The organism is Enterobacter sp. LU1, from assembly GCF_008271405.2.
Taxonomy (GTDB): Bacteria; Pseudomonadota; Gammaproteobacteria; order Enterobacterales; family Enterobacteriaceae; genus Enterobacter; species Enterobacter hormaechei_C.
Genome location: NZ_CP043438.2, coordinates 1,943,249 through 1,968,034, shown reverse-complemented (window position 1 = coordinate 1,968,034; position 24,786 = coordinate 1,943,249). Strand labels below are relative to the sequence as shown.

The 24,786-nt window shown below is 54.7% G+C and carries 26 protein-coding genes; 16 read left to right on the top strand and 10 right to left on the bottom strand.

Annotation, left to right across the window (positions count from 1 at the left end; genetic code table 11):
- Positions 1-31: 31 nt before the first annotated feature.
- On the bottom strand, positions 32-1,156 hold the full coding sequence (anmK, locus tag FZF21_RS09485; protein ID WP_015570673.1) for an anhydro-N-acetylmuramic acid kinase: 1,125 nt from the start codon (positions 1,154-1,156) through the stop codon (positions 32-34).
- 255 nt (positions 1,157-1,411) lie between these two features.
- Between anmK and slyB the strand changes: the two genes are divergently transcribed.
- Positions 1,412-1,879 (top strand): outer membrane lipoprotein SlyB, encoded by a 468-nt coding sequence (slyB, locus tag FZF21_RS09480; protein ID WP_003857604.1) that lies wholly within the window; start codon positions 1,412-1,414, stop codon positions 1,877-1,879.
- Between the two features lie 192 nt (positions 1,880-2,071).
- Positions 2,072-3,436: a GGDEF domain-containing protein gene (locus tag FZF21_RS09475; protein WP_063945773.1), complete on the top strand. Its 1,365-nt coding sequence runs from the start codon at positions 2,072-2,074 to the stop codon at positions 3,434-3,436.
- Positions 3,437-3,471: 35 nt separating this feature from the next.
- Here the strand turns inward: FZF21_RS09475 and slyA are convergent, their stop codons facing one another.
- Positions 3,472-3,912, bottom strand: coding sequence for a transcriptional regulator SlyA (gene slyA, locus FZF21_RS09470; protein ID WP_017384596.1), 441 nt, complete (start codon positions 3,910-3,912; stop codon positions 3,472-3,474).
- A 187-nt stretch (positions 3,913-4,099) separates the two neighbouring features.
- Here slyA and FZF21_RS09465 point away from each other — a divergent pair, with 187 nt between their 5' ends.
- From FZF21_RS09465 to FZF21_RS09455, 3 genes are read left to right on the top strand one after another with little or no spacing between them, the layout of a single operon-like run.
- The gene (locus FZF21_RS09465) at positions 4,100-4,336 is read left to right on the top strand and encodes a DUF1656 domain-containing protein (RefSeq protein WP_047737591.1); all 237 of its coding nucleotides are present in this window, start codon (positions 4,100-4,102) and stop codon (positions 4,334-4,336) included.
- Between the two features lie 2 nt (positions 4,337-4,338).
- Positions 4,339-5,199 (top strand): HlyD family secretion protein, encoded by an 861-nt coding sequence (locus FZF21_RS09460; RefSeq protein WP_047737727.1) that lies wholly within the window; start codon positions 4,339-4,341, stop codon positions 5,197-5,199.
- A complete protein-coding gene (locus tag FZF21_RS09455) occupies positions 5,199-7,232 on the top strand; it encodes an FUSC family protein (RefSeq protein ID WP_047737594.1) in 2,034 nt (677 codons plus the stop codon). The genes FZF21_RS09460 and FZF21_RS09455 overlap by 1 nt, the downstream gene beginning before the upstream one ends.
- Here the strand turns inward: FZF21_RS09455 and sodC are convergent.
- The 3 genes from sodC to FZF21_RS09440 all read right to left on the bottom strand — a co-directional run bounded on the left by sodC (position 7,211) and on the right by FZF21_RS09440 (position 8,995).
- Entirely contained in the window at positions 7,211-7,729 is a 519-nt protein-coding gene (gene sodC, locus FZF21_RS09450) for a superoxide dismutase [Cu-Zn] SodC (RefSeq protein ID WP_015570677.1), read from the bottom strand. The genes FZF21_RS09455 and sodC overlap by 22 nt on opposite strands.
- A gap of 81 nt (positions 7,730-7,810) precedes the next feature.
- On the bottom strand, positions 7,811-8,707 hold the full coding sequence (locus FZF21_RS09445) for an aldo/keto reductase family oxidoreductase (RefSeq protein WP_047737597.1): 897 nt from the start codon (positions 8,705-8,707) through the stop codon (positions 7,811-7,813).
- Between the two features lie 48 nt (positions 8,708-8,755).
- Positions 8,756-8,995, bottom strand: coding sequence for a DUF1289 domain-containing protein (locus FZF21_RS09440; RefSeq protein ID WP_017384600.1), 240 nt, complete (start codon positions 8,993-8,995; stop codon positions 8,756-8,758).
- 147 nt (positions 8,996-9,142) lie between these two features.
- On the opposite strand from FZF21_RS09440, the gene eptA reads away from it, so the two are divergent.
- The 5 genes from eptA to rnt all read left to right on the top strand — a co-directional run bounded on the left by eptA (position 9,143) and on the right by rnt (position 13,823).
- Positions 9,143-10,768 (top strand): phosphoethanolamine transferase EptA, encoded by a 1,626-nt coding sequence (eptA, locus tag FZF21_RS09435; RefSeq protein WP_047737598.1) that lies wholly within the window; start codon positions 9,143-9,145, stop codon positions 10,766-10,768.
- Positions 10,769-10,809: 41 nt separating this feature from the next.
- Positions 10,810-11,409, top strand: a complete 600-nt coding sequence (locus tag FZF21_RS09430) for a TetR/AcrR family transcriptional regulator (protein ID WP_047737601.1) — start codon at positions 10,810-10,812, stop codon at positions 11,407-11,409.
- Positions 11,410-11,462: 53 nt separating this feature from the next.
- The gene (locus FZF21_RS09425) at positions 11,463-12,560 is read left to right on the top strand and encodes an alkene reductase (protein WP_023299948.1); all 1,098 of its coding nucleotides are present in this window, start codon (positions 11,463-11,465) and stop codon (positions 12,558-12,560) included.
- A 99-nt stretch (positions 12,561-12,659) separates the two neighbouring features.
- Positions 12,660-13,067, top strand: a complete 408-nt coding sequence (gene gloA, locus FZF21_RS09420) for a lactoylglutathione lyase (RefSeq protein ID WP_003857623.1) — start codon at positions 12,660-12,662, stop codon at positions 13,065-13,067.
- A 96-nt stretch (positions 13,068-13,163) separates the two neighbouring features.
- Positions 13,164-13,823, top strand: a complete 660-nt coding sequence (gene rnt / locus FZF21_RS09415; RefSeq protein ID WP_003857625.1) for a ribonuclease T — start codon at positions 13,164-13,166, stop codon at positions 13,821-13,823.
- A gap of 77 nt (positions 13,824-13,900) precedes the next feature.
- Here rnt and grxD read toward each other — a convergent pair whose 3' ends face one another.
- Positions 13,901-14,248, bottom strand: a complete 348-nt coding sequence (gene grxD / locus FZF21_RS09410) for a monothiol glutaredoxin 4 (RefSeq protein WP_003832760.1) — start codon at positions 14,246-14,248, stop codon at positions 13,901-13,903.
- A gap of 338 nt (positions 14,249-14,586) precedes the next feature.
- Here grxD and FZF21_RS09405 point away from each other — a divergent pair, with 338 nt between their 5' ends.
- Together FZF21_RS09405 and sodB are read left to right on the top strand one after the other, a co-directional pair.
- Positions 14,587-15,345, top strand: a complete 759-nt coding sequence (locus FZF21_RS09405; RefSeq protein ID WP_017384605.1) for a C40 family peptidase — start codon at positions 14,587-14,589, stop codon at positions 15,343-15,345.
- Positions 15,346-15,467: 122 nt separating this feature from the next.
- On the top strand, positions 15,468-16,049 hold the full coding sequence (sodB, locus tag FZF21_RS09400; RefSeq protein ID WP_017384606.1) for a superoxide dismutase [Fe]: 582 nt from the start codon (positions 15,468-15,470) through the stop codon (positions 16,047-16,049).
- Positions 16,050-16,086: 37 nt separating this feature from the next.
- Here sodB and FZF21_RS09395 read toward each other — a convergent pair whose 3' ends face one another.
- Both FZF21_RS09395 and FZF21_RS09390 read right to left on the bottom strand, forming a co-directional pair.
- The gene (locus tag FZF21_RS09395) at positions 16,087-17,253 is read right to left on the bottom strand and encodes an MFS transporter (RefSeq protein WP_149120968.1); all 1,167 of its coding nucleotides are present in this window, start codon (positions 17,251-17,253) and stop codon (positions 16,087-16,089) included.
- 161 nt (positions 17,254-17,414) lie between these two features.
- On the bottom strand, positions 17,415-17,504 hold the full coding sequence (locus FZF21_RS09390; RefSeq protein WP_003857632.1) for a YnhF family membrane protein: 90 nt from the start codon (positions 17,502-17,504) through the stop codon (positions 17,415-17,417).
- A 297-nt stretch (positions 17,505-17,801) separates the two neighbouring features.
- On the opposite strand from FZF21_RS09390, the gene purR reads away from it, so the two are divergent.
- Positions 17,802-18,827 (top strand): HTH-type transcriptional repressor PurR, encoded by a 1,026-nt coding sequence (gene purR / locus FZF21_RS09385; RefSeq protein WP_003857634.1) that lies wholly within the window; start codon positions 17,802-17,804, stop codon positions 18,825-18,827.
- 17 nt (positions 18,828-18,844) lie between these two features.
- Here the strand turns inward: purR and punR are convergent, their stop codons facing one another.
- Positions 18,845-19,756 carry a DNA-binding transcriptional activator PunR gene (punR, locus tag FZF21_RS09380; RefSeq protein WP_003857638.1) on the bottom strand — a complete coding sequence of 304 codons (912 nt, stop codon included), beginning with the start codon at positions 19,754-19,756 and terminating at the stop codon, positions 18,845-18,847.
- Positions 19,757-19,867: 111 nt separating this feature from the next.
- Between punR and punC the strand changes: the two genes are divergently transcribed.
- Positions 19,868-21,067, top strand: coding sequence for a purine nucleoside transporter PunC (gene punC / locus FZF21_RS09375; RefSeq protein WP_047737607.1), 1,200 nt, complete (start codon positions 19,868-19,870; stop codon positions 21,065-21,067).
- 298 nt (positions 21,068-21,365) lie between these two features.
- Positions 21,366-22,514 (top strand): cyclopropane fatty acyl phospholipid synthase, encoded by a 1,149-nt coding sequence (gene cfa / locus FZF21_RS09370; protein WP_017384609.1) that lies wholly within the window; start codon positions 21,366-21,368, stop codon positions 22,512-22,514.
- 31 nt (positions 22,515-22,545) lie between these two features.
- Here the strand turns inward: cfa and FZF21_RS09365 are convergent, their stop codons facing one another.
- Positions 22,546-23,187, bottom strand: a complete 642-nt coding sequence (locus tag FZF21_RS09365) for a riboflavin synthase (protein ID WP_015570688.1) — start codon at positions 23,185-23,187, stop codon at positions 22,546-22,548.
- Positions 23,188-23,412: 225 nt separating this feature from the next.
- Between FZF21_RS09365 and mdtK the strand changes: the two genes are divergently transcribed.
- The gene (gene mdtK / locus FZF21_RS09360; RefSeq protein WP_017384611.1) at positions 23,413-24,786 is read left to right on the top strand and encodes an MdtK family multidrug efflux MATE transporter; all 1,374 of its coding nucleotides are present in this window, start codon (positions 23,413-23,415) and stop codon (positions 24,784-24,786) included.

Genomic DNA, 24,786 nt, shown 5'->3' with positions numbered 1-24,786 from the left:
TTTACGGGTTACGCCTCCCGCTGAATTTCAGTTAACTCTGATTATGGCGCGGGTTTGCGGGGAAAATGGCCCCGAGGACGCTCGCCTCCCGCGCACCGGTTACGGAGGGTAAATTCCCCGGCAGACCGGCAACCGTACGCCAGGCAAGCCAGGCGAAGGCCAGCGCTTCCATATCGTCTCCGCTGATCCCGGCTTCATCAGTGGTCGTGACTTCGGTGCCTGGCAGCAAGGCGGCGAGGCGTGCCATCACCAGCGGGTTGCGGCTTCCGCCTCCGCATACCAGCAAGCGCTCACATCCGCCGCTCAGCAACACCTGTTCAGAGATCGACACCGCGGTGAGCTCCGTCAGCGTAGCCTGCACATCCTGAGGCGCAAGGCCGGGGAAGCGCGCCAGCTGACGTTCAAGCCAGCCGTAGTTGAAATATTCCCGCCCCGTGCTTTTCGGCGCGGGCAGAGCAAAGAAAGGATCGCTTAACAGGGTTTGCAGCAAGGGAAGGATCACTTTCCCCTGGCTGGCCCACTGCGCGTCTTTGTCGTAGGCTTTACCGCTCTGACGCCAGATCCAGGCATCCATCAGCATATTACCGGGTCCGGTATCGTACCCCCGCACGGGCTGCCCGGGAATAAGCATCGACAGGTTGGCGATCCCGCCGATGTTCAGGACCATCCTGCGCTCTACCGGGTGCGCCAGCAGCGCCTGATGAAATGCCGGAACCAGCGGCGCCCCCTGCCCGCCGAGGGCCATATCGCGACGACGAAAATCCCCCACCACCGTCACGCCGGTTTTTGCCACAATCTGGTTGTTATCGCCAATTTGCATCGTGTGCGGCGCCTCGCCGACAGGTTCATGCCAGACGGTCTGCCCATGGCAACCTATTGCCACGATATCCTGCGGGTGGAGTCTTTCCTGCTGCATCAGGGCCAGTACCGCCTCAGCAAACAGCGCCCCCAGACGCACATCCAGTTGGCCCAGTTGGGAAAGCGTCAGCTGTTGTCCCTGGCAGATGTTCAGGATCTCTTCTTTTAACGAGACAGGAATAGGCCAGGTCAGGCTTGCCTGCTGCGCCACCATGTTTTCATCAATGGCGGCCAGAACGACATCCACACCGTCAAGACTGGTACCAGACATCACACCGATATAGCGACCCGATTTCATGCGCTTTCCTTACGTTACATGGGCTAAGTGCAAACACTCCATCATAAATAACGCGGCTTTGCTATGCGGTGATAATATTTTTTAACAATCTCAGACCTGTAGCACAGACGGTTTTTGTTTATGTCCCGTTAAGCCCTGCTGAAGTAAAATTTATCTATTCGGCATGCAAAGATATGAACTGTGGTCAGGAATGCCATATAATTTAGCCATAACGGATGCCCCAACCGGGCGTTTTTTGGTGAACAGGAGAGTCAAATGATTTTACGTGTACTGGGCGTTTCGCTGATTGGTTTAACACTGGCGGGTTGTGTGAATGACAGTTCACTCTCCGGCGACGTATATAGTGCTTCTGAAGCTAAACAGGTACAGAACGTGACATACGGTACTATCGTTAATGCCCGTCCTGTTCAGATTCAGGGTGGCGATGACACGAACGTGGTGGGCGCAATCGGTGGTGCTGTGCTGGGTGGTTTCCTGGGTAATACCATTGGCGGCGGCACCGGACGTTCTCTGGCTACCGCAGCGGGCGCAGTTGCAGGCGGCGTAGCGGGTCAGGGCGTTCAGGGCGCGATGAACAAAACTCAGGGCGTTGAGCTGGAAATCCGTAAAGACGATGGCAGCACCATTATGGTTGTGCAGAAACAGGGTAACACCCGCTTCTCTGCTGGCCAGCGTGTTGTACTGGCAAGCAACGGCAGCCAGGTTACCGTCTCCCCGCGCTAATATCCTGATGGATGTGGTCTGTTCAGACCGCATCCATTTAACAAAATCATCGTTTCCAACAATATATTTGCACAATACATTCACACGGTGAATTATTCATTTCATCTATTTTTGTCCGTGCGCAAAGTATTTTTTATTTCCCTCACTTAGACTCTTCGCAATCTCTTTTCTTTTTTAATTTTTAAATTCTCTATGCTTGCGATCTGTCGATTTGTAAAGAACCGCTTTGTGGCCTTCGCGCTTGGATGCATTGTTATCATTGCCGTATTACAAGCTTTTTTTATAAAACTTGTTGAATGGGTTCCTTCGTTTTCACCTTTGTTTTTCCCTACGCTGACGATATTTCTTCTGGTGTTTCATCTGTTTATTGCCTGTTTTATGGCAATGAAATACTGGTGCGACAGAAGGCGATTATATCTTGTTCCCATTGCCCTGGCCTTTGCCGGCTCAGCGTTATTGATGGTGGGGACACTGTCCAGCTTCCCGGCCTGGCTTGATCTCTATCAGTTCAACGTGGCGAACTATAATGACGCCATGATTTTCTATATGTTCCGCCACTTTTTAATGGCGGTGCTGATAATCATCTCGGCATTGCTATATACCCTGCGTACGTCCGCTCTCTCACGCGGCGCCCATGTCGCAGTACTGGCCGGGACGGCGCTCTTTACCGGCTGTATGCTTGGGCTGGCATTGTTCTATTCCAGCCATTCAACGCTGCTCACACTGGACCTGGTGGATAATGAAACCCGACAGTTTATGGTTCTCTGGAGCCAGGCGATCAATATCATTTTGATTGTTCTGTGGGTAGTAACATTAATCACGTTGATGGCCATTACCCGCGTAAGGAATTTGTTTTGGGTCGGCGGCAATTTTTTATGCGTCTGTTATATCGTCACTCTGCTAATGCTTTTATTAGGCGGACATGCAGAAGATGTTTCATGGTACCGCGCACGGTTATTCGAAACTGTCGCTACGCTGATGATTATTTTCATCTTACTTTCCGACGTATTTAATTTGTATCGTGACTCGCATGTTAAATATCAGCAGTCTTATCAAAACTCGATCCGCGATCCCCTCACCCGTCTGTATAATCGCAGCTATTTCTATGATTCATTAAATCAGGCGCTGAGTACAGCATCGATGGCGCACCCGGTATCGGTAATCGTGAGCGATCTTGACCGTTTCAAACGCATTAACGACTGCTACGGCCATTTGCAGGGGGATAAGGTTTTACAGTTTGTCTCAAACCTGTTGACCGATTCAGTGCGACCGCAGGATATCGCGGCGCGGATCGGCGGCGAAGAATTTGTGCTCATGCTGACAAATACCCCTTCCGATCTTGCGCAACAGGTTGCCGAACGCATACGTCTCAAATTGAGCGGTTTCGACAACGTCAGCAGCGGCGGTTATCTCCCGGAACCGATTACTATCAGTATGGGGGTATTCACCGCCACCTCGCCGGAGACCAGCGCTGAAACCTGTGTGGAAAGCGCGGATAAAGCCATGTACGAGGCAAAAGAGACGGGCCGCAACCGGGTGGTGGTGTTCAGAACATGACAAAGGCCTTGCACCAGCAAGGCCTGTGAATAACGTCAGTCGCGCGACTGTAAATCGTGGATGTTTTGTTCAAGACGGGCGATGAGTCCGATCAGCATCTCCAGCTCAGTGGGGGAAATACCGGCCAGGATCTCCCCTCGCGTTTTACTGATGACGGTCTCCATCTCAGTAATAATCGGGGCCGCTTTTTCCGTCAATTTAATCCGCTTGGCGCGACGATCGCTGGCGCAGGTTTGTCGGGAGATGAGTCCCTTCTCTTCCAGCTGGTCAAGGGTACGCACCAGAGAAGGCTGCTCAATACCAATCGCTTTTGCCAGTTGGATCTGTGACTGATCGGGCGGGAGCTGATGAATGTTATGCAGCGTAACCCAGTGCGTCTGCGTAAGTTCCAGAGGTTTCAGGCGATGGTCAATCAGAGCACGCCAGATGCGTACCAACCTTGCCAGATCAGAACCTAATGGCGATTCCAATTTCATCTCCTTATAATTAGCTTGCTAAGTGATTATAGTGATTTTAGAATAGTTTGCAGTATTTGTATTGCCAAAACAAATGCAATCACGGTATTCATCATTCCTTAAAGGATGATTTACACTGAACGGTAATGCGCCATCGCATTGAAATATGCCATTGTGGCCCTCATTCCACCGCAAAGGATCGCTGCTTGTGACGTTTTTTTCCTTCTCCGCAGGGTTGCCCCTCCAGGATCTGATTGTTGGCGCATCGGTCTACTTTCCGCCACTGTTTAAAGCCGTGATGGTCGGTTTTGTAATCTGGCTCATTGCGCATCGTCTGCTGCGCGACTGGATGTATTCCGGTGAAATCTGGCACCCGATGTTAATGGATCTCTCCCTGTTTACCCTCTCCGTCTGTATTGGCCTTGCCGTGTTAACCGTGTGGTGAGAATAGCATTGAAAACGTTAAAATATTTTTCCACTCTTTTCGTTTTAGCGCTGGCGGTGATGGCCGGCTGGTGGCTCTGGAATTATTACATGCAGTCGCCCTGGACGCGTGACGGCAAGATCCGCGCGGAACAGGTCAGCATCACGCCACAGGTGTCCGGCAGTATCAGCGCGCTTCTGGTGAAGGACAACCAGTACGTTCATGCGGGCGATGTGCTATTCCATATCGATGAGACCCCTTTCCACATTGCGGTGCTTAATGCCCAGGCTCAGCTTGCAAAAGCTCAATCAGATCTGGCAAAAGCCAATAACGAAGCCGAACGCCGCCGCCATCTGTCGAGAAATTACATCTCTGCGGAAGATCTCGATACCGCCAATATCAATGTAAAAGCCATGCAGGCCAGCCTGAAGGTTGCAGAGGCAACGCTGAAACAGGCCGAGTGGCAACTGACCCAGACCGTGGTCAAAGCCCCGGTGGATGGATGGATCACGAGCCTGTCCACCCGTGTGGGTGATTACGCCACCACAGGCCAGCCGGTCTTCGCCCTGGTCGATAGCCACTCTTTCTATGTTGTAGGTTATTTTGAAGAGACCAAGCTGCGCCATATCCGCGAGGGTGCGCCTGCCCGGATCACGCTTTACAGCGGTGCAGAAACGTTACAGGGTCACGTTAGCAGCATAGGTCGGGCAATATACGATCAGAGCGTGGAAACCGATTCTGGCCTGGTGCCTGACATCAAACCCAACGTCCCGTGGGTGCGCCTGGCTCAGCGGGTGCCTGTTCGCGTCGAGTTTGATCAACTGCCGAAAGACATTACCCTGGTCTCTGGCACAACCTGCACCGTCGCCATCGGATCGCGATGATGAACCTGGGGGCTTTCTCCTGGCGCAATATGCCGTGGGTAAAAGCGACACGGCCGCAGTGGCGTTACGCGCTGCGTAACGGCATCGCCATGTGCCTTGCGCTTACGGTTGCCTACTATCTGAATCTGGATGAGCCTTACTGGGCGATGACCTCTGCGGCGGTCGTCAGCTTCCCTACCGTCGGGGGCGTTATCAGTAAAAGCCTCGGGCGCGTGGCGGGTAGCCTGCTGGGGGCAACCGCCGCACTGCTTCTTGCCGGCCATACCCTGAACGATCCCTGGCTCTTTCTGTTAAGCATGTCGGCATGGCTGGGGCTGTGTACCTGGGCCTGCGCCCATTTTACCAATAACGTTGCCTATGCGTTTCAACTGGCGGGTTACACCGCGGCCATTATCGCCTTTCCGGTCGTCAACGTGCTGGACACCACCGAGCTATGGGATATCGCCCAGGCACGCGTGTGTGAAGTGATGGTCGGCATTCTGTGCGGGGGCGTCATGATGATGATCCTGCCCAGTACCTCAGATGGCACTACGCTTATCACCGCCCTTAAAACGATGCACGCACGTTTGCTGGAACATGCCAGCCTGCTCTGGCAGCCTGACAGCAGCGATGACATCCGCCTCGCGCACGAAAAGGTCATCGGCCAGATCCTGACCATGAACCTGTTGCGCATCCAGGCTTTCTGGAGCCACTACCGTTTTCGTCGCCAGAACACGCTTCTGAACTATTTACTGCACCAGCAATTGCGGATGACGAGCGCGATCTCGAGCCTTCGCCGGATGTTGCTGAACTGGCCTGCACCGCCAGCCCATACCCGGGAGATTATCGAGGCGCTGCTCGCCGCCCTTGCGCGTCCGGATGCCGATATCTATACCGTTGCGCGCATTATCGCGCCGCTCGCCCCGACGGATGAATATGACTACCGGCACCGTGCCTTCTGGCAGCGTCTGAACTATTTCTGCCGCCTGTATCTGCGCAGCAGTCGCTGGTTAAAAGCCGTCGAGAATGCCACGCCCGTCACCGAATTTTCCGTTCCCGGTAGTCCTGCTCTGGCGCGGCATACCGACGCAATGGAGGCGCTGTGGAGCGGTTTTCGTACGTTTTGCGCGTTGACGGCCGTGGGCGCATGGGCCATCACCACGCAATGGGATGCGGGCAGTGCGGCCCTGACGCTTGCGGCAATCAGCTGCGTGCTCTATTCCGTCGCCGCTTCCCCCTTTAATTCCCTGACGCTTCTGCTGCGTACGCTGGTACTGCTGTCGCTGTTCAGCTTCGTGGTGAAATTTGGTTTGATGGTGCAGATAACCGACCTCTGGCAATTTCTGCTGTTTCTCTTCCCGCTATTAACCACCATGCAGTTGCTCAAACTGCAAATGCCTAAACTGGCCGGTCTGTGGGGTCAGTTGATTGTTTTTATGGGCTCATTTATCTCTGTAACGAATCCACCGGTTTACGATTATGCTGATTTTCTCAACGACAATCTGGCGAAGATCCTCGGCGTGGGGCTGGCGTGGCTGGCTTTCGCCGTGCTACGCCCGGGCTCGGACGCGCGTAAAAGCCGCAGGCATATTCGGGAGTTGCGCAGGGGTTTTGTCGATCAGCTGAGCCGCAGGCCGCATCTGCGCGAAAGTGAGTATGAGTCGCTGGTTTACCATCATGTCAGCCAGCTGAACAACAGCCAGGATTCACTCTCCCGTCGCTGGCTACTGCGCTGGGGCGTGGTGCTGTTAAACTGTTCGCACGTGGTGTGGCAGCTGCGCGCCTGGGAGACGCGTTCCGATCCGCTGTCGCAGGTCCGTGATAACTGTATTTCCATGCTCCGAGATGTGATGAGCGAGCGCGGGGTGCAGCAGCGCCCCCTGAGCGTCACGCTCGCCGAGCTTCAGCGTATTTGCGACGCGCTGGCGCACCATCATCAGCCTGCGGCCCGCGATCTGGCGTCCATTATCTGGCGGCTGCACTGCTCCCTGTCACAGCTTGAACAGGCGCCGCCACCCGGAACGATTGGCGATCAGATCACCCCGCAGGCATAGCGCGCCCCGCCGCCGCCAAGCGGTTTAGGCTGATCGGACATGTTATCGCCGCCCACGTGGACCATCAGCGCCTTGCCTTTGACCTCGTCAAGCTTTTTGAGTCGTGGCGCCACAACCGGATCGGTGGCTTTACCATCGTTATTTACCACCAGCACCGGCAGATCGCCGAGGTGCCCCATCCCTTCCGGGCCTTCATGCTTACCGGAGTTGTGCGGGTCGAGATGCCCCCCTGCGGCTTCCGCAGCTGTTGGTTTCCCCTCTTTCATTGCGGGTTGACAGCTGCCTTTGGCATGAACGTGAAAACCATGTTCGCCGGGTGGAAGAGCCTTGAGATCGGGAGCAAATTCCAGCCCTTTATCGGTTTCGGTGATTTTCACCGTCCCGATGGACTGGCCTACCCCCTGAGAAGTGACGAGATTCATTTCAACGTCCTCGCTGGCTGCATGCGCACCTGCGCAAACAACCAGCGTGACCATTGCCAGAGCAAAACGCTTCATAAGACCTCCACGGGTTATTTTTTGCACCTTAAGTCTATACCAGCGGCGCAGATTTCACCGGAAAGTCAGGTTCAGGCGTGCTCAGGGTACGTCGTAGCCCAGCGCCGCCTTGCGGATGCGGAACCATTGCTGACGCGTCATATCCAGCTCCTCAGCCACAAGCGCAGCGCGGACGCGCTCAATTTTGCCGGAGCCAATAATTGGCAGCGGTTTAGACGGCAGGCACAGGATCCAGGCGTAAACCACCTGCTCGATACTCTCCGCATTCAGTTCGCGCGCCACCGTTTCAAGCTCGTTACGCAGCGGCTGGAATGCCTCATCGTTAAACAGGCGGCCGCCTCCCAGACAGGACCATGCCATTGGACGGATGCGCAGCTGTTGCAGTTGGTCGAGCGAGCCATCCAGCAGCAGCGGCTGATGAACAGGCGAGATCTCCACCTGATTCGTCGCCAGCGTAAACGGCAGGCGAGACTGCAATAGCGCAAACTGTGCCGGGGTGAAGTTAGACACGCCAAAATGGCGCACTTTGCCGCTCTGGTGCAGCGTCAGGAAGGCTTCCGCGACCTCATCCGCATCCATCAACGGATCGGGTCGGTGGATCAGCAGCAGGTCGATACGATCGGTGGCCAGGTTAATCAGTGACTGCTCGGCGCTTTTAACGATATGCGCGCTGTCAGTGATGTAATGCCCAAGCGCATGCTCCGGTTTTGCTGTGGTGGCAATACCGCATTTGGTCACAATCTCCATACGTTCACGCAGCGCCGGCGCACGCTTCAGCGCTTCGCCAAAGGCAGCCTCGCACTGATAGCCGCCATAAATATCAGCGTGATCGACGGTGGTGATCCCGAGATCGAGATGCTCTTCTATAAAGTCCGCCAGCTGGACCGGAGACATATTCCAGTCCATAAGGCGCCAGTAGCCCATAACAAATCGGGAGAACTCCGGGCCCTGCGGGGCAAGGGTAATACGCTGAACCATAACATTTTCCTCAAGGAAGTCATGTCACCAGTATACGCAATTACCCTGCTAAAACAGTGAAGGTTGCTGAGGTTCTTCGCTTTCAACCGCTTTGTTTGCACGAATTTTACGCAGCAGACGCTGTCGACAGAGCCGTAAGACCTCCTGCTTTTGCGCGTCGCTGAAATTTTGCCAGTTAAAACGTTCATCGCGCGTGCGCATGCAGCCACGACAGTATCCTCGTTCATCTACCTGGCAAATACCCCGGCACGGGCTCTGGACAGGGAAAAACTCCAGTTGCTCTGCCACACCTACCTCCAGAACGTCATTATTCCCTACAGTGAAGACCCTAAATGGCTTGCATGCAAGGATGTCCGCCACAAACAGAGCATTAAGGTTTCGCTAATCTTCCCTTCTTATACTCGCCGCATTGATATAACGAATGGTCTGGTCATCATGTGGTTCACTAAAAAGTTACACTGTAACGATATAAAATTTACTCTGGGCTGTGCACTTTTCTTCACCGTACTGAATGCACTGTTTATCCAGCGCAGCTGGTCAATCATTGCGCCTGCGCATCTGCACGATCTCCTGTTTGCTGCCAGCGTGCCGCTGGTGCTGTTCTGCGGCTGGGTGATTGTCTTCAGCCTGCTGAATATTCCCTTTATTCGCAAGCCGCTCATGATTGTCCTGACCCTGGGATGCGCCGCCGCAACCTGGTTTATGTATACCTATGGCACGGTTATCGATCAGAACATGATTGTGAACGTGTTCGAAACTAATTCCCAGGAAGCGACTGCCCTGGTGACGCCGCAGATGATCCTGTGGCTGGTCGTTGCGGGTCTGGTTCCATCGATTATTTTTGCCCTGACGCGCATTCGCACCGGAAAATGGTGGTATGCCCTCCTGACGCGTGTCGCCGCTATGCTGGGTGCGCTGCTGGTGATCATCCTGGTCGCGGCGGTGTTTTATAAAGATTATGCTTCGCTGTTCCGCAATAACAAAAGCATCGTCAAAATGGTCACCCCGGCGAATTACGTGAGCGCCTTGGTGAAATACAGCAAAATGCGCTGGTTTGCCGGCGACCAGACGCTGATCCGCATTGGCGAGGATGCTCATAAAGGCGCACTGATTTCCAGCCAACGCAAGAAAACCGTGCTGATTGTGGTGGTGGGCGAAGCCTCCCGCGCCGCAAACTACTCGTTAAATGGTTACCCGCGTGAAACCAACCCCGAGCTGAAAAAGAAGGATGTCATCAACTTCCCCCAGGCCTCCTCCTGTGGCACGGAAACCGCCGTTTCCGTCCCCTGCATGTTCTCCGGCATGACGCGGAAAAAATATGACGCGGACCTCGCCCATCACCAGGAAGGTCTGCTCGATGTACTTAACCATGCCGGTTTCAACCTGCTGTGGCGCGACAACGACGGCGGGTGTAAAGGCGCCTGCGACCGCGTGCCGCACACGGACATGACCCAGTGGAAACTGGATCAGTTCTGTAAGGACAAATCCTGTATCGACGACGTCAACCTCTACCGTCTGGACAACGTACTGGATGGAATAAAGCAGGATACGGTTCTGGTTATTCATCTGATGGGCAGCCACGGTCCGGCCTACTACAACCGTTATCCGGACAGCTTTCGCAAGTTCACCCCAACCTGCGATACCAATGAAATTCAGGATTGCGATCATCAGTCGCTGATCAATACCTATGACAACTCGATTTTGTATACCGACAGCGTGGTCAGCCGAACCATCGACGCGCTAAAAGCCCGGCAGGCCAACATGAACACGGCGCTCATTTACCTCTCCGATCACGGTGAATCGCTGGGTGAAAGCGGAATTTACCTGCACGGTACGCCGTATATGCTGGCCCCGGAGCAGCAAACGCATATTCCGTTTATGTTCTGGCTCTCCCCGGATTATGCGAAAAACTTCGGCGTAAACACGGATTGCCTGCGTGACCATGCCGCAAAAGAGGCGGTTTCACAGGACAATTTATTCGCCACCGTTCTGGGCATGATGGACGTGAAATCAGCGGTTTATCAACCGCAGCTGGATATTCTGTCGCAATGTCGTCGCTAAGCGGGCTTGCATTAGACCGAACGGTCTATTAGAGTAAGGGCATGAGCAGACACACTGAACACGATACACGAGAACATTTGCTGGCTACCGGCGAGCGCCTTTGCATGCATCGCGGGTTTACCGGTATGGGGCTGAGCGAATTGTTAAAAACCGCTGAAGTACCTAAGGGATCGTTTTATCACTATTTTCGATCCAAAGAGGCGTTTGGCGTTGCCATGCTGGAGCGGCACTACGCCAGCTACCATCAGCGCCTGGCAACCCACTTCGCCAGCAGTAAAGGTGACTACCGGGATCGTGTTCTGAACTACTATCAGGAAACGCTGACGCAGTTCTGTCAGCAGGGCATCATCAGCGGCTGCCTGACGGTAAAACTGTCTGCCGAAGTGTGCGATCTCTCCGAAGATATGCGCACCGCCATGGATAAAGGAGCCAGCGGCGTGATTGCCCTGTTGGCTCAGGCGCTGGAGAGCGGGCGCAATGAAAAAACGCTCTCCTTCTCCGGCGATCCGCTCACGCAGGCACAGGTGCTCTATTCCCTCTGGTTAGGCGCCAACCTGCAAGCAAAAATGTCTCGCAGCGCCGTGCCGCTCGAAAGCGCGCTGGCGCATGTGAAAAACTGTATTACCGCGCCTGGCGTGTAGCCGGCGTTTTTATTTACCCTTTTACTAGTCGACTGGTCTACTCAGGAGCCGTTATGTCCGCTGAAAAGCTGTTTACCCCACTGAAAGTGGGTGCCGTTACTGCCCCAAACCGCGTGTTTATGGCCCCACTTACCCGTCTGCGCAGCATCGAGCCGGGCGATATCCCAACGCCATTGATGGGTGAGTATTACCGTCAGCGCGCCAGCTCGGGCCTGATTATCTCCGAAGCCACGCAGATTTCTGCCCAGGCAAAAGGCTACGCCGGTGCACCGGGTCTGCACAGCCCGGAACAGATCGCCGCGTGGAAAAAAATCACCGCAGGCGTGCATGCTGAAGATGGCCGTATTGCGGTTCAGCTGTGGCACACCGGTCGTATCTCACACAGCAGCATCCAGCCTGGCGGTCAGGCGCCGGTTTCTGCCTCTGCCCTGAACGCCAATACCCGCACTTCCCTGCGCGATGAAAACGGTAATGCGATCCGCGTCGACACCACCACGCCACGCGCGCTGGAGCTGGACGAGATCCCGGGTATCGTGAATGATTTCCGTCAGGCCGTCGCCAACGCCCGGGAAGCGGGCTTCGACCTGGTTGAGCTTCACTCTGCGCACGGTTACCTGCTGCATCAGTTCCTGTCCCCGTCTTCCAACCAGCGTACCGACCAGTACGGCGGCAGCGTTGAAAACCGCGCGCGTCTGGTGCTTGAAGTGGTGGATGCTGTCTGTAATGAGTGGAGCGCAGACCGCATTGGTATTCGTGTCTCCCCGATCGGTACTTTCCAGAACGTCGACAACGGTCCGAACGAAGAAGCAGACGCGCTGTATCTGATTGAAGAGCTGGCGAAACGCGGTATCGCCTATCTGCACATGTCCGAGCCGGACTGGGCAGGCGGCAAGCCTTACAGTGAAGCCTTCCGTCAGAAAGTGCGCGAGCGCTTCCACGGCGTGATTATCGGGGCGGGTGCGTATACGGCAGAGAAAGCCGAGGATTTGATCGGTAAAGGCCTGATCGACGCCGTGGCCTTTGGCCGTGACTACATTGCTAACCCGGATCTGGTTGCCCGTTTGCAGAAAAAAGCCGAACTGAACCCGCAGCGTCCTGAAAGCTTCTATGGCGGCGGCGCGGAAGGTTATACCGACTACCCTTCACTGTAATCCCGCTTTGTACATTGATAGCGGCGACCTTTCGCCGCTATACTAAAACATCGTTTCTGTTCAAAAAGATAATCCATTCCACTGGTTAATGAGGAAATTATGCGCCTACTTCACACCATGCTGCGCGTTGGCGACCTGCAACGTTCCATCGATTTCTACACTAACGTTCTGGGCATGAAGCTGCTGCGCACCAGCGAAAATCCGGAATATAAATACTCTCTGGCGTTTGTCGGTTACGGCCCGGAATCTGATGAAGCGGTCATCGAGCTGACCTACAACTGGGGCGTGGACAGCTACGAGCTGGGTACAGCTTACGGCCACATCGCGCTGGAAGTGGATAACGCCGCCGAAGCCTGCGAACGTATCCGCAGCAATGGCGGTAACGTCACCCGTGAAGCCGGTCCGGTTAAAGGCGGTACCACCGTAATTGCGTTTGTGGAAGATCCGGACGGTTATAAAATCGAACTGATCGAAGCCAAAGACGCTGGTCGCGGCCTGGGCAATTGATCCCGCAGGGCGCACTATGCGCCCGTTGTTTTGCTGCATCCCCTCTCAAAATTTGCCATAATGCGCACTGCTTTTTCCCCCTTGTAAGAGACCCTGATGTCCGATAACGCTCAATTTACCGGTCTGTGCGACCGTTTTCGTGGTTTTTATCCCGTTGTCATTGATGTTGAAACAGCCGGATTTAACGCTAAAACCGATGCGCTGCTTGAGATTGCCGCCATCACGCTGAAGATGGATGAACAGGGCTGGCTTGTACCGGACACCACGCTGCATTTCCACGTTGAACCCTTTGAAGGGGCAAACTTACAGCCAGAGGCGCTGGCCTTTAACGGTATCGATCCGACAAACCCGCTGCGCGGGGCGGTAAGCGAATACGAGGCGCTGCACGCCATTTTCAAAATGGTGCGCAAAGGCATGAAAGAGAATGACTGTAGCCGCGCCATCATGGTGGCCCACAATGCCACCTTTGATCACAGCTTCACTATGGCTGCCGCCGAGCGTGCCTCGCTCAAGCGTAATCCATTCCATCCGTTTGTGACCTTCGACACCGCCGCGCTGAGCGGCCTGGCGCTGGGGCAAACCGTGCTCTCTAAAGCCTGCATCACGGCGGGTATTGCGTTTGACGGCACCCAGGCGCATTCCGCGTTATACGACACCGAGCGTACGGCGGAGCTGTTCTGTGAGATCGTCAACCGCTGGAAACGTCTCGGCGGCTGGCCGCTGCCGATGGGCGACGAGGCCGATCTTCAATCGTAGGTTGGGTAATCAACAGTCCCACAGGCAAAAAAAAGCGACCAACATAATGTGGTCGCTTTTTTATATCCGCAGAAAACTTACTCTGCGTCCGGCTCTTCGGTTTTATACTTCGCCGCAGTCTCTTTGATCAGCTGTTGCAGTTCGCCGCGCTGATACATTTCAATCAGGATGTCGCATCCGCCGACCAGTTCACCATCAACCCACAGCTGTGGGAAGGTCGGCCAGTTGGCATATTTTGGCAGTTCAGCGCGAATGTCCGGGTTTTGCAGGATATCAACGTAAGCAAAACGCTCACCACAGGCGGACAGCGCCTGAACCGCTTGCGCGGAGAAGCCGCAGCTTGGCAGCTTCGGAGAACCTTTCATGTACAGGAGAATCGGGTTTTCAGCGATCTGGCGCTGAATTTTTTCAATAGTGGTGCTCATGTCTTGCTTCCTTTAACTTCTGTTACGGCATCAGTCTGACATTGTAGCGGGTCAGGCCGACATCGGAAAATAACATTTTTGTCACGTCTAATTATATTATCGCTTATCGCATAAAGTTGCATTGCTAATGTCGTTTATCCCCAGACGAGGTGCGGTTTTGCTTAAGGAGCGAACAGGAGTGCGTCAGAATGATGAATTTTTTTGCACTTGCTAACGAAACATAATTTTTGAATGAAAAATGCTATTAACTTCTTCTGAATTTATGGATTAGAATCGACAGGTTTTGTAAATCTCACGCGGGTATGCATTGTGGCCTGCATTTATCAGGGGACTGCCCAGTGGCGCGGATAACTAAAATCTCGATGACGCTCTGTGCTTTACTGTTTACCACACTCTCATTTACGCCAGCGGCGAACGCCTCTGAACAGGCGCGGCATTCTGCTGTACAAAAATCGCATCTGGCAAAAACCACAGAACGTAAGAAAAAAACCACCAGTAAAACAGTAAAGAAGAAAACCACCGCTCAGACCAAAAAGACCGCCTCCAGTAAACCCAAAACTCTCCGTTCCGGCACGCACAAAACCACCCGCACGACCGCCAGCCTGGTGAATGAAAAATGCACCGTGCGCAAAGGCCATAAAACGAAATGCGCAAAAGTGACGAAGCTGGCTGACGTGCATAAAGCGCGTATGCAGAAAGCGCAAAAAACGGCGATGAACAAACTGATGGGGCAAATAGGTAAACCGTATCGCTGGGGTGGCACCTCTCCGCGCACCGGTTTTGACTGTAGTGGGCTGGTTTATTATGCCTATAAAGATCTGGTGAAGTTTCGCATTCCACGCACCGCCAATGAGATGTACCATCTGCGCGACGCCGCGCCTGTAAACCGTGGCGAATTGCAAAATGGCGACCTGGTGTTCTTCCGCACCCAGGGACGCGGTACGGCCGATCACGTTGGGGTGTATGTGGGTAACGGTAAATTTATCCAGTCACCGCGCAGCGGTCAGGACATTCAGATCACCTCCCTCAGCGAAGATTACTGGGTGCGCCACTATGTGGGTGCACGCCGCGTGATGACGCCAAAAACCATTCGCTAAACCCTGCCCTGCCGCCTCTGTGGCAGGGTAAGTTCCTCTTTTGCATACCCTTTCAATTTGCTATTCTGTCCTTGTTGTCTGTAGGGTTATTGGCAACGTATAAAACTATAAGGAGAGAAGCAATGTCGTTCGAATTACCTGCACTACCGTATGCAAAAGACGCCCTGGCTCCGCACATTTCCGCGGAAACCCTGGAGTACCATTACGGCAAGCATCACCAGACCTATGTCACCAACCTGAATAACCTGATCAAGGGCACCGATTTTGAAGGCAAAACGCTGGAAGAGATCGTGCGCAGTTCAGACGGTGGCGTATTTAACAACGCCGCTCAGGTGTGGAACCACACCTTCTACTGGCACTGCCTGGCCCCCAACGCAGGCGGAGAACCTGCCGGTGAGCTGGCGGCAGCGATTAACGCCGCGTTCGGCAGTTTCGCGGATTTTAAAGCGAAGTTTACTGACGCAGCCGTTAAAAACTTTGGCTCCGGCTGGACCTGGCTGGTAAAAGAGGCTGATGGCAAACTGGCTATCGTTTCCACCTCTAATGCGGGTACCCCTCTGACCACCAGCGCCACGCCGCTGATGACCGTGGACGTATGGGAACACGCCTATTACATTGATTACCGTAATGCGCGCCCGAACTACCTGGAACACTTCTGGGCACTGGTTAACTGGGAATTTGTTGCGAAGAACTTCGCCGCGTAAGAGACACGCAGAAGGGGCAGCCCTTCTGCGTTTTTGTTTATTCCGCCGTACACACCACTTCAGGCTGTTTACGACCAGACATCATCACCAGCAGCAGGCCGAGTGCGGCAATGATCGCCCCCATCACCGGCACAAAGCTGTAACCCAAACCACCGGAGATCACCGCCCCGCCCGCTGCGGCCCCCAGCGCATTGCCCAGGTTAAACGCACCGATATTCACCGACGAAGAGAGCCCCGGCGCTTCGTGCGCAACGCGCATTACGCGCATCTGCAACGGTGGCACCACGGCAAAGGTTGCGGCGCCCCACACCACCATGGCAATCGCGGCACCCACTTCGTTACGCGCCAGCCACGGGATCGCCACCATGATGACAATCAGCAGCGTTAAAAAACCTTTCAGCGTCCCGCTGACGGAGCGGTCGGCAAATTTCCCGCCGAGATAGTTGCCAATCGAGAACCCGACACCAATCAGCACCAGCATCGCGGTAACAAAGAGTGGCGTTGCGTGGGTAATGTCGTGCAACACCGGGGAGATATAGGTGTAGAGCGTAAACATCGCCCCCGCCCCCAGCACCGTGGTGAGCAGCGCGGACAACACCTGAGGACGCATCAGCACCGCCAGCTCTTTACGTACTTCCGGACGTTCTCCCGCACTTCCTTTCGGCAGTGAGAAGAACAGCGCAACCATCGCGACCACGCCCAGTCCGGCGGTTGCGAGGAAAGACATACGCCAGCCGATGGCTTCTCCCAGCCAGGTGGCAGCGGGAACGCCGCCGATATTAGCGATGGTGAGGCCCATGAACATAGTGGCTACCGCGCTGGCCTGCTTATGTTTTGGCACCACGCTGGCGGCAACAACCGAGCCCAGTCCGAAGAAGGCGCCATGGTTGAGGCTGGTCAGAATGCGCGAAAGCATCAGAGTGGTGTAATCGGGCGAAATCGCGGAAAGCACATTTCCGAGAGTGAAAATCGCCATCAGGAAAATCAGCGCATTGCGGCGAGCGCGGTGGGAAAGCAGCAGCGTCATCAGCGGCGCGCCCACCATCACGCCAATCGCGTAGGCGCTAATTAACATACCGGCCGCAGGAATTGAGACGTCCACACCCCGGGCGATAACAGGCAATAACCCCATAGGGGAGAATTCAGTGGTGCCAATCCCAAAGGCGCCAATCGCCAGGGCCAGCAGGGGAAAATTGATTTTCATGAAGAGACTCCGGATACCGTGCCATAACCCGGCACAGAACTAAGAAGTCAAAAGCATGACATCAATCACAAAAAATGAGAAGTTAACATTTTGGCAAAAGATTTTTGCCGGAGAGGTAACAATAGCGGCAAGAGAGGGAGAAGGTTCTCCCCCCTCCTGAATCAGTGCAGCGCAGCGGTTAAACCACCCGCAACAATCAGGGCAAGAACAACAATGGTGGTAAACAGCGAAAACTTCAGATCGGTACTCATCAATTTTTCTCCTTTTATTCACCCTACGAAAAGTGAGCTTGCTCATTTTTACACAGTTCAGGTCAAAAATCTTCCAGGATTTAAGCGGATATCCACTTTACCTCTTCCCCTTTTCATCAAGATAGGACAAAATTCCACGCTAAATTTATTAGCGTACCGGCCACTGACCCCCTCCTGACGTCCTGTGTCGTTTTCCCGGCGTGTCGCAACTCATGTTTGCGTGATAAGGGTGAGAGAAGGCAAACGTTTACCTTCAATTTTTTCAGGAGCTTAGGATATGGTCTGGAGTGACATTTAATGGCAACAATTAAAGACGTAGCAAAACGCGCAAACGTTTCCACTACAACCGTATCACATGTTATTAACAAAACGCGTTTCGTCGCTGAAGAGACGCGTAATGCCGTCTGGGCGGCAATCAAAGAACTGCACTACTCGCCAAGTGCCGTCGCCCGCAGCCTGAAGGTTAATCACACCAAATCGATTGGCCTGCTGGCCACCAGCAGTGAAGCGGCCTACTTTGCTGAAATCATCGAAGCCGTTGAAAAAAACTGCTTCCAGAAAGGCTATACCCTGATTCTGGGCAACGCGTGGAACAACATTGAAAAACAGCGCGCTTACCTGTCAATGATGGCGCAAAAGCGCGTCGACGGCCTGCTGGTTATGTGTTCTGAATACCCTGAGTCGGTCCTTTCCATGCTGGAAGAGTATCGCCACATTCCGATGGTGGTCATGGACTGGGGCGAAGCGCGCGCAGACTTCACCGACTCTGTTATTGATAACGCCTTTGAAGGCGGCTACATGGCGGGGCGTTATCTGGTAGAACGCGGTCATCGTGAAATTGGCGTGATCCCGGGACCGCTGGAGCGTAACACCGGGGCTGGCCGTCTGGCCGGTTTCATGAAAGCGATGGAAGAGGCGCTGATCACCGTGCCGGAAAACTGGATTGTTCAGGGCGACTTCGAGCCGGAGTCGGGCTATCGCGCCATGCAGCAGATCGTTTCCCAGCCGCATCGCCCTACCGCGGTGTTCTGCGGCGGCGACATCATGGCGATGGGCGCGCTCTGCGCGGCGGATGAACTCGGCCTGCGCGTCCCGCAGGATATCTCGGTGATCGGCTATGACAACGTGCGCAACGCCCGCTTCTTTACCCCGGCGCTGACCACCATTCACCAGCCGAAAGATTCGCTGGGTGAAACGGCCTTCAACATGCTGCTGGACAGGATCGTCAACAAGCGTGAACAGTCCCAGTCCATTGAAGTTCACCCGCGCCTGATTGAACGCCGTTCCGTTGCGGACGGTCCGTTCCGCGACTACCGTCGTTAATCTCATTACGGGGCCAGCTATGCTGGTTCCCGCAACCACTCCCGGTTCAGCGTTTCGCTGTCGCCCAGATAATCCAGCAGCCAGGCCATGGCGGGCGAGACGTCGTTTTGCTGCCACGTCAGACAGCACGCGGCATCCGGGAAGGGGTTTTCCAGCGTCAAGGCCACCCACTCTCCCGCATCGATGCGCGGGCGCGCAAAATGCACCGGCACCATGCCAACGCACAGCCCCGCGCTCAGACAGGTGGCCGACGACTCCCAGTCCGGCGCGACCACGCGGCGCTGATTATCCAGCAGCCAGGTAATGCGCTTGGGCAGCGAGCGGGAGGTATCTTCCAGCACCAGCGAGGGCCAGTTGCGTAAGGTGTCATCGCTCAGCGGACCTTCCAGCGCCGCCAGCGGGTGATCGCGTGCGACCACGCAGGTCCAGCTCAGCATGCCCATGTCGCGAAACGCGTAGCGCCCCCCAACCGGGATCGCCTGGGTTGCACCAATCGCCATCTCCGCCCTGCCGTCCGCCAGCGCATCCCAGACGCCGTTGAACACTTCCTGCGAAACACGCAGTTCGACGTCGGAAAAATGACGATAGAAATCGACGATCATCTGCCGGGTCCGCTCCGGCTTAACGATGTTATCCACCGCGATAGCGAGATGCCCGCGCCAGCCGTTGGCGATCTGCTGGCACTGCTCACGGGTGATCTGCATTTTTTTGATAACAGACCGCCCTTCCTTCAAAAACCACGCTCCGGCAGGCGTGAGCTCCACGTCGCGATGGCGCCGCTCGAACAGCGGGACCGCCAGCCACGCTTCCAGCTGGCGCACCGTATAGCTGATAGCCGAGGGAACGCGATGCAGCTCCTGGGCGGCACCGGTAAAGCTGCCGTTACGCGCCACGGCATCAACCACTTCAAGGGAATAATCTGACCACATCTTTAGCCTGCAAATTTTTTGAACGCACCCGCCAAATATTAGCGTTTCACAAGCCGCTTTGCACTCCCTACACTCTGCGCCAACGTACACCTGCCTCCTCAGGAGAAAAAAGTGCAACCCAGGAAAGGATTTTTAGTCTGGCTCGGCGGCTTAAGCGTGCTGGGCTTTTTGGCGACCGATATGTATCTGCCCGCGTTCGCCGCGATGCAGGAAGATTTGCAAACCCCTGCCGCCGCCATCAGCGCCAGTTTAAGTTTGTTCCTCGCTGGCTTTGCTTTTGCGCAATTGCTGTGGGGGCCGCTCTCGGATCGTTTTGGCCGTAAGCCCGTCCTGTTGTTGGGGCTGGCAATTTTTGCCGTAGGCTGTCTGGGCATGCTGTGGGTCCGCGATGCCGCCTGGCTGCTGGCGCTGCGCTTTATTCAGGCGGTCGGTGTCTGCGCCGCAGCGGTGACCTGGCAGGCGCTGGTGACCGATTACTACCCCGCCTCGCGCACTAACCGCATATTCGCCACTATTATGCCGCTGGTCGGCCTGTCGCCGGCGCTTGCCCCGTTACTGGGCAGCTGGATCCTGGCGCATTTCGACTGGCAGGCCATTTTCGCCGCGCTCTTTGCTATTACGCTGGTCCTGATGCTGCCTGCTTTCGGGCTTAAACCTGCGCATAAAAAAGAGACGCATCCGGACGCAAAGCCCATCACCTTTACCTCTTTACTGCGGTCGAAAGCCTATCGCGGTAACGTGCTGATTTATGCTGCCTGCTCTGCCAGCTTCTTTGCCTGGCTAACCGGTTCGCCGTTCATTCTGCATGACATGGGCTACAGCCCGGCGGCTATCGGCCTGAGCTATGTACCACAGACCATCGCCTTCCTGGTGGGTGGCTATGGCTGTCGCGCCGCGCTGCAAAAATGGGAAGGCCAACAGATGCTGCCCTGGCTGCTGGTTTTGTATGCGCTAAGCGTGATTGCGACCTGGGCTGTCGGCTTTATTCCCGGCGCCGGGCTTGCAGAAATTTTGATTCCGTTCTGCGTCATGGCGATCGCTAACGGGGCCATCTACCCTATTGTTGTAGCCCAGGCGTTGCGTCCATTTCCGCAGGCGACAGGCCGCGCTGCCGCGCTGCAAAATACCCTGCAACTTGGCCTGTGCTTCCTGGCAAGTCTCGTGGTCTCTGCGTTGATTGCAACCCCGCTGCTCACCACTACCAGCGTGATGCTGGTCACCGTTGCGCTGGCGGGTTTGGGCTATCGCATGCAGTCCTCAGCCCATCGCGAGCAGAGTGAAAACGTGCAGACAGAAACGTCGCACGCCTGATTGCGCGGGAAACTATGTTAAATACCAGTGATTAGGTTGCTAACAATTTTCTGTTGAATCACCAAATTTTGCGGCCTATACTAAATTTGGTTCGATTAAATACGATAAATATTAAGTGTTAACGGGAGCCGGAGCGCTCCCGTTTTACCATGGAAGGCATTTCGGCAAGGGTTATCTCCCTTCCTCTGTTCTACGTCGGATATTAGCCTCGCGGGCATTTACCGTGAGATTTCTCACAAACCAAAAAAGCGTCTACGCTGTTTTAAGGTTCTGATCACAGCAAGGTGATGGAGAAGCTATGAGTTCATCGTGTATAGAAGAAGTCAGCGTTCCGGACGATAACTGGTCCCGGATCGTCAGTGAACTGTTGGGACGTGCGGGCATTACGATTAATGGCTCATCCCCCTCCGATCCCCAGATAAAGCATCCCGATTTTTTCAAACGCGTGTTACAGGAGGGGTCGTTAGGGCTGGGTGAAAGCTATATGGACGGCTGGTGGGAGTGTGAGCGGCTGGATATGTTCTTCTCCAGCGTATTACGCGCCGGTCTTGAAAAACAGCTCCCTCGTCATTTCAAAGATACCTTACGCATTGCCTCCGCCCGCCTGTTCAATCTGCAAAGTAAAAAACGGGCGTGGATCGTCGGTAAAGAGCATTACGACCTGGGCAACGATCTGTTCAGCCGTATGCTCGATCCTTTAATGCAGTACTCCTGCGGATACTGGAAAAAAGCGACGACCCTGGAAGAGGCGCAGCAGGACAAGCTGCAACTGATCTGCGATAAATTGCAGTTACAGCCCGGTATGCGTGTGCTGGACATCGGCTGTGGCTGGGGTGGTCTTGCCTGGTTTATGGCGAAAAATTACGGCGTCAGCGTAGTCGGCGTCACGATTTCCGCTGAACAGCAGAAGATGGCGCAGGAACGCTGTCTGGGTCTGGATGTTGATATTCGGCTTCAGGACTACCGCGACCTGAACGAGCAGTTCGATCGCATTGTTTCCGTAGGTATGTTCGAGCACGTGGGGCCGAAGAACTACAAGACTTACTTCGAGGTCGCCGATCGTAACCTGAAGCCTGAGGGAATTTTCCTGCTACACACCATCGGCTCTAAACGCACCGATAACAATGTGGATCCCTGGATCAACAAATATATCTTCCCGAATGGCTGTTTACCCTCTGTTCGCCAGATTGCGAACGCCAGCGAACCGCATTTTATTGTGGAAGACTGGCATAACTTCGGCGCAGATTACGACACCACCCTGATGGCCTGGCATGAACGTTTCCAGGCTGCATGGCCTGAAATCGCCGACAACTATTCGGAACGATTCAAACGGATGTTTAGCTATTATCTGAATGCCTGTGCGGGCGCGTTCCGTGCGCGGGATATACAGCTGTGGCAGGTGGTGTTTAGTCGTGGGATTGAGCACGGTCTGCGAGTGGCTCGCTGAAAAAATAACCCCGGTTAACCGGGGTTATTTTTTATTCTTCTTCCATGGTTTTAATTATCGCCGCTTCTTTCGCCGCCAGTACGCGCTCAACGGTATCCACGACCGCCTGGGTCTGGGGATCAATTTCGATATTTACGCGCTGCCCCAGTTTTTTTGCGCCAAGCGTAGTACGTTGCAGCGTTTCAGGAATTAAATGCACGCAAAAACGCGTTGGCGTCACTTCACCGACGGTCAGACTAATCCCATCGATGCCAATAAATCCTTTATAAAGGATGTATTTCATTAATGACGGATCCTGCACCTTAAACCAGATTTGACGGTTATTTTCCGAGGTCACGATTTTCGCCACTTCTGCGGTGGTCATAATATGGCCCGACATCAGATGCCCGCCAATCTCATCGCTGAATTTCGCCGCGCGTTCCACGTTGACGATATCTCCCACCACCAGCTCACCCAGGTTAGTGATACGCAGCGTCTCTTTCATTAAATCAAAGCTAATCTGGTTACCGTTAATTTCGGTCACCGTCAGGCAGCAGCCGTTATGCGCTATCGACGCCCCGGTTTCAATGCCGTCGAGCATATATTCAGGCAGCTCAACTACGTGAGTGCGGAAATTCGGTTTTTCATCAATGGACACCACTTTGGCAGTGCCCTGCACAATACCAGTAAACATGCTTACAGCTCCTGTTCATTCCGAACGGCGATGACACCGTATAATCCCACCACAATAACAGTTGAAAAAACAGGTTGCCAGTGATGCGCAATTTCTGGCGATTTTTTCACTAGATAATTAGTTAAACCCCGCTACAATAGCTGGCATCCCTCTGTTTTTTCTTCTTGCTGCCAGTAACGGCGGCCTTTTTAGTCTCTCAAATAACTACAATACAAAGGTGTTCACGTGCAGAAGTATATGATCGAAGCGCGTCAGTTATTGGCACTGGCCATACCGGTGATCGTCGCGCAGGTAGCCCAAACCGCAATGGGATTTGTGGATACGGTAATGGCCGGCGGTTACAGCGCCACCGATATGGCCGCCGTGGCGATCGGAACCTCAATCTGGCTTCCGGCCATTCTTTTTGGTCACGGCCTGCTGCTGGCGCTGACGCCGGTTATCGCGCAGCTTAACGGCTCCGGTCGACGCGACCGCGTGGCCCATCAGGTGCGCCAGGGCTTCTGGCTGGCCGGGGGTGTCTCCGTCCTGATTATGATCGTCCTGTGGAACGCCGGGTATATTATTCGCGCCATGCATAATATCGACCCGGCGCTGGCGGATAAGGCGGTCGGTTATCTGCGTGCCCTGCTCTGGGGCGCGCCCGGCTATCTGTTCTTCCAGGTGGCACGTAACCAGTGTGAAGGGCTGGCAAAAACCAAGCCGGGCATGGTGATGGGCTTTATCGGCTTGCTGGTGAACATTCCCGTGAACTATATCTTCATTTACGGTCATTTTGGCATGCCGGAACTCGGCGGCGTGGGCTGCGGCGTGGCAACGGCTGCGGTGTACTGGGTGATGTTCGGTTGTATGCTCACCTACATTAAACATGCGCGATCCATGCGTGACATTCGTAACGACACCTCGTTCAGCGCACCTGACTGGACGCTCATGACCCGTCTCATTCAGCTGGGGTTACCCATTGCGCTGGCGCTGTTCTTCGAAGTGACGCTGTTTGCCGTCGTCGCCCTGCTGGTCTCGCCGTTAGGGATTATTGATGTCGCAGGACACCAGATCGCCCTGAACTTCAGCTCTTTGATGTTCGTCCTGCCGATGTCCCTGGCTGCCGCGGTGACGATTCGCGTGGGCTTCCGTCTGGGGCAAGGCTCGACGCTGGACGCGCAAACGGCAGCCCGCACCGGCCTCGGCGTCGGCGTCTGCATGGCAGTCTGTACCGCGCTCTTTACCGTGCTGTTGCGTGAGCAAATTGCCTTGCTCTATAACGACAACCCGGAGGTAGTGACCCTGGCCTCGCATCTGATGCTGCTGGCGGCCATTTATCAGATCTCTGACTCCATCCAGGTGATTGGCAGCGGCGTGCTGCGTGGGTATAAAGATACGCGTTCCATCTTCTTTATCACCTTTATCGCTTACTGGGTGCTGGGTCTGCCGTGCGGGTACATTCTGGCGCTCACGGATCTGGTGGTGGATCGCATGGGGCCAGCCGGATTCTGGATGGGCTTTATCATCGGCTTAACGTCTGCGGCCATTATGATGATGCTGCGTATGCGCTTCCTGCAACGTCAGCCGTCTGCGGTAATTTTGCAGCGCGCTGCACGTTAA

Bases quoted from the DNA above. Each gene is read 5' to 3' on its own strand.
- anmK (WP_015570673.1), bottom strand. From the start codon at position 1,156: ATGAAATCGGGTCGCTATATCGGTGTGATGTCTGGTACCAGTCTTGAC.
- slyB (WP_003857604.1), top strand. From the start codon at position 1,412: ATGATTTTACGTGTACTGGGCGTTTCGCTGATTGGTTTAACACTGGCG.
- FZF21_RS09475 (WP_063945773.1), top strand. From the start codon at position 2,072: ATGCTTGCGATCTGTCGATTTGTAAAGAACCGCTTTGTGGCCTTCGCG.
- slyA (WP_017384596.1), bottom strand. From the start codon at position 3,912: ATGAAATTGGAATCGCCATTAGGTTCTGATCTGGCAAGGTTGGTACGC.
- FZF21_RS09455 (WP_047737594.1), top strand. From the start codon at position 5,199: ATGAACCTGGGGGCTTTCTCCTGGCGCAATATGCCGTGGGTAAAAGCG.
- sodC (WP_015570677.1), bottom strand. From the start codon at position 7,729: ATGAAGCGTTTTGCTCTGGCAATGGTCACGCTGGTTGTTTGCGCAGGT.
- FZF21_RS09445 (WP_047737597.1), bottom strand. From the start codon at position 8,707: ATGGTTCAGCGTATTACCCTTGCCCCGCAGGGCCCGGAGTTCTCCCGA.
- eptA (WP_047737598.1), top strand. From the start codon at position 9,143: ATGTGGTTCACTAAAAAGTTACACTGTAACGATATAAAATTTACTCTG.
- FZF21_RS09430 (WP_047737601.1), top strand. From the start codon at position 10,810: ATGAGCAGACACACTGAACACGATACACGAGAACATTTGCTGGCTACC.
- FZF21_RS09425 (WP_023299948.1), top strand. From the start codon at position 11,463: ATGTCCGCTGAAAAGCTGTTTACCCCACTGAAAGTGGGTGCCGTTACT.
- gloA (WP_003857623.1), top strand. From the start codon at position 12,660: ATGCGCCTACTTCACACCATGCTGCGCGTTGGCGACCTGCAACGTTCC.
- rnt (WP_003857625.1), top strand. From the start codon at position 13,164: ATGTCCGATAACGCTCAATTTACCGGTCTGTGCGACCGTTTTCGTGGT.
- grxD (WP_003832760.1), bottom strand. From the start codon at position 14,248: ATGAGCACCACTATTGAAAAAATTCAGCGCCAGATCGCTGAAAACCCG.
- sodB (WP_017384606.1), top strand. From the start codon at position 15,468: ATGTCGTTCGAATTACCTGCACTACCGTATGCAAAAGACGCCCTGGCT.
- FZF21_RS09395 (WP_149120968.1), bottom strand. From the start codon at position 17,253: ATGAAAATCAATTTTCCCCTGCTGGCCCTGGCGATTGGCGCCTTTGGG.
- FZF21_RS09390 (WP_003857632.1), bottom strand. From the start codon at position 17,504: ATGAGTACCGATCTGAAGTTTTCGCTGTTTACCACCATTGTTGTTCTT.
- purR (WP_003857634.1), top strand. From the start codon at position 17,802: ATGGCAACAATTAAAGACGTAGCAAAACGCGCAAACGTTTCCACTACA.
- punR (WP_003857638.1), bottom strand. From the start codon at position 19,756: ATGTGGTCAGATTATTCCCTTGAAGTGGTTGATGCCGTGGCGCGTAAC.
- cfa (WP_017384609.1), top strand. From the start codon at position 21,366: ATGAGTTCATCGTGTATAGAAGAAGTCAGCGTTCCGGACGATAACTGG.
- FZF21_RS09365 (WP_015570688.1), bottom strand. From the start codon at position 23,187: ATGTTTACTGGTATTGTGCAGGGCACTGCCAAAGTGGTGTCCATTGAT.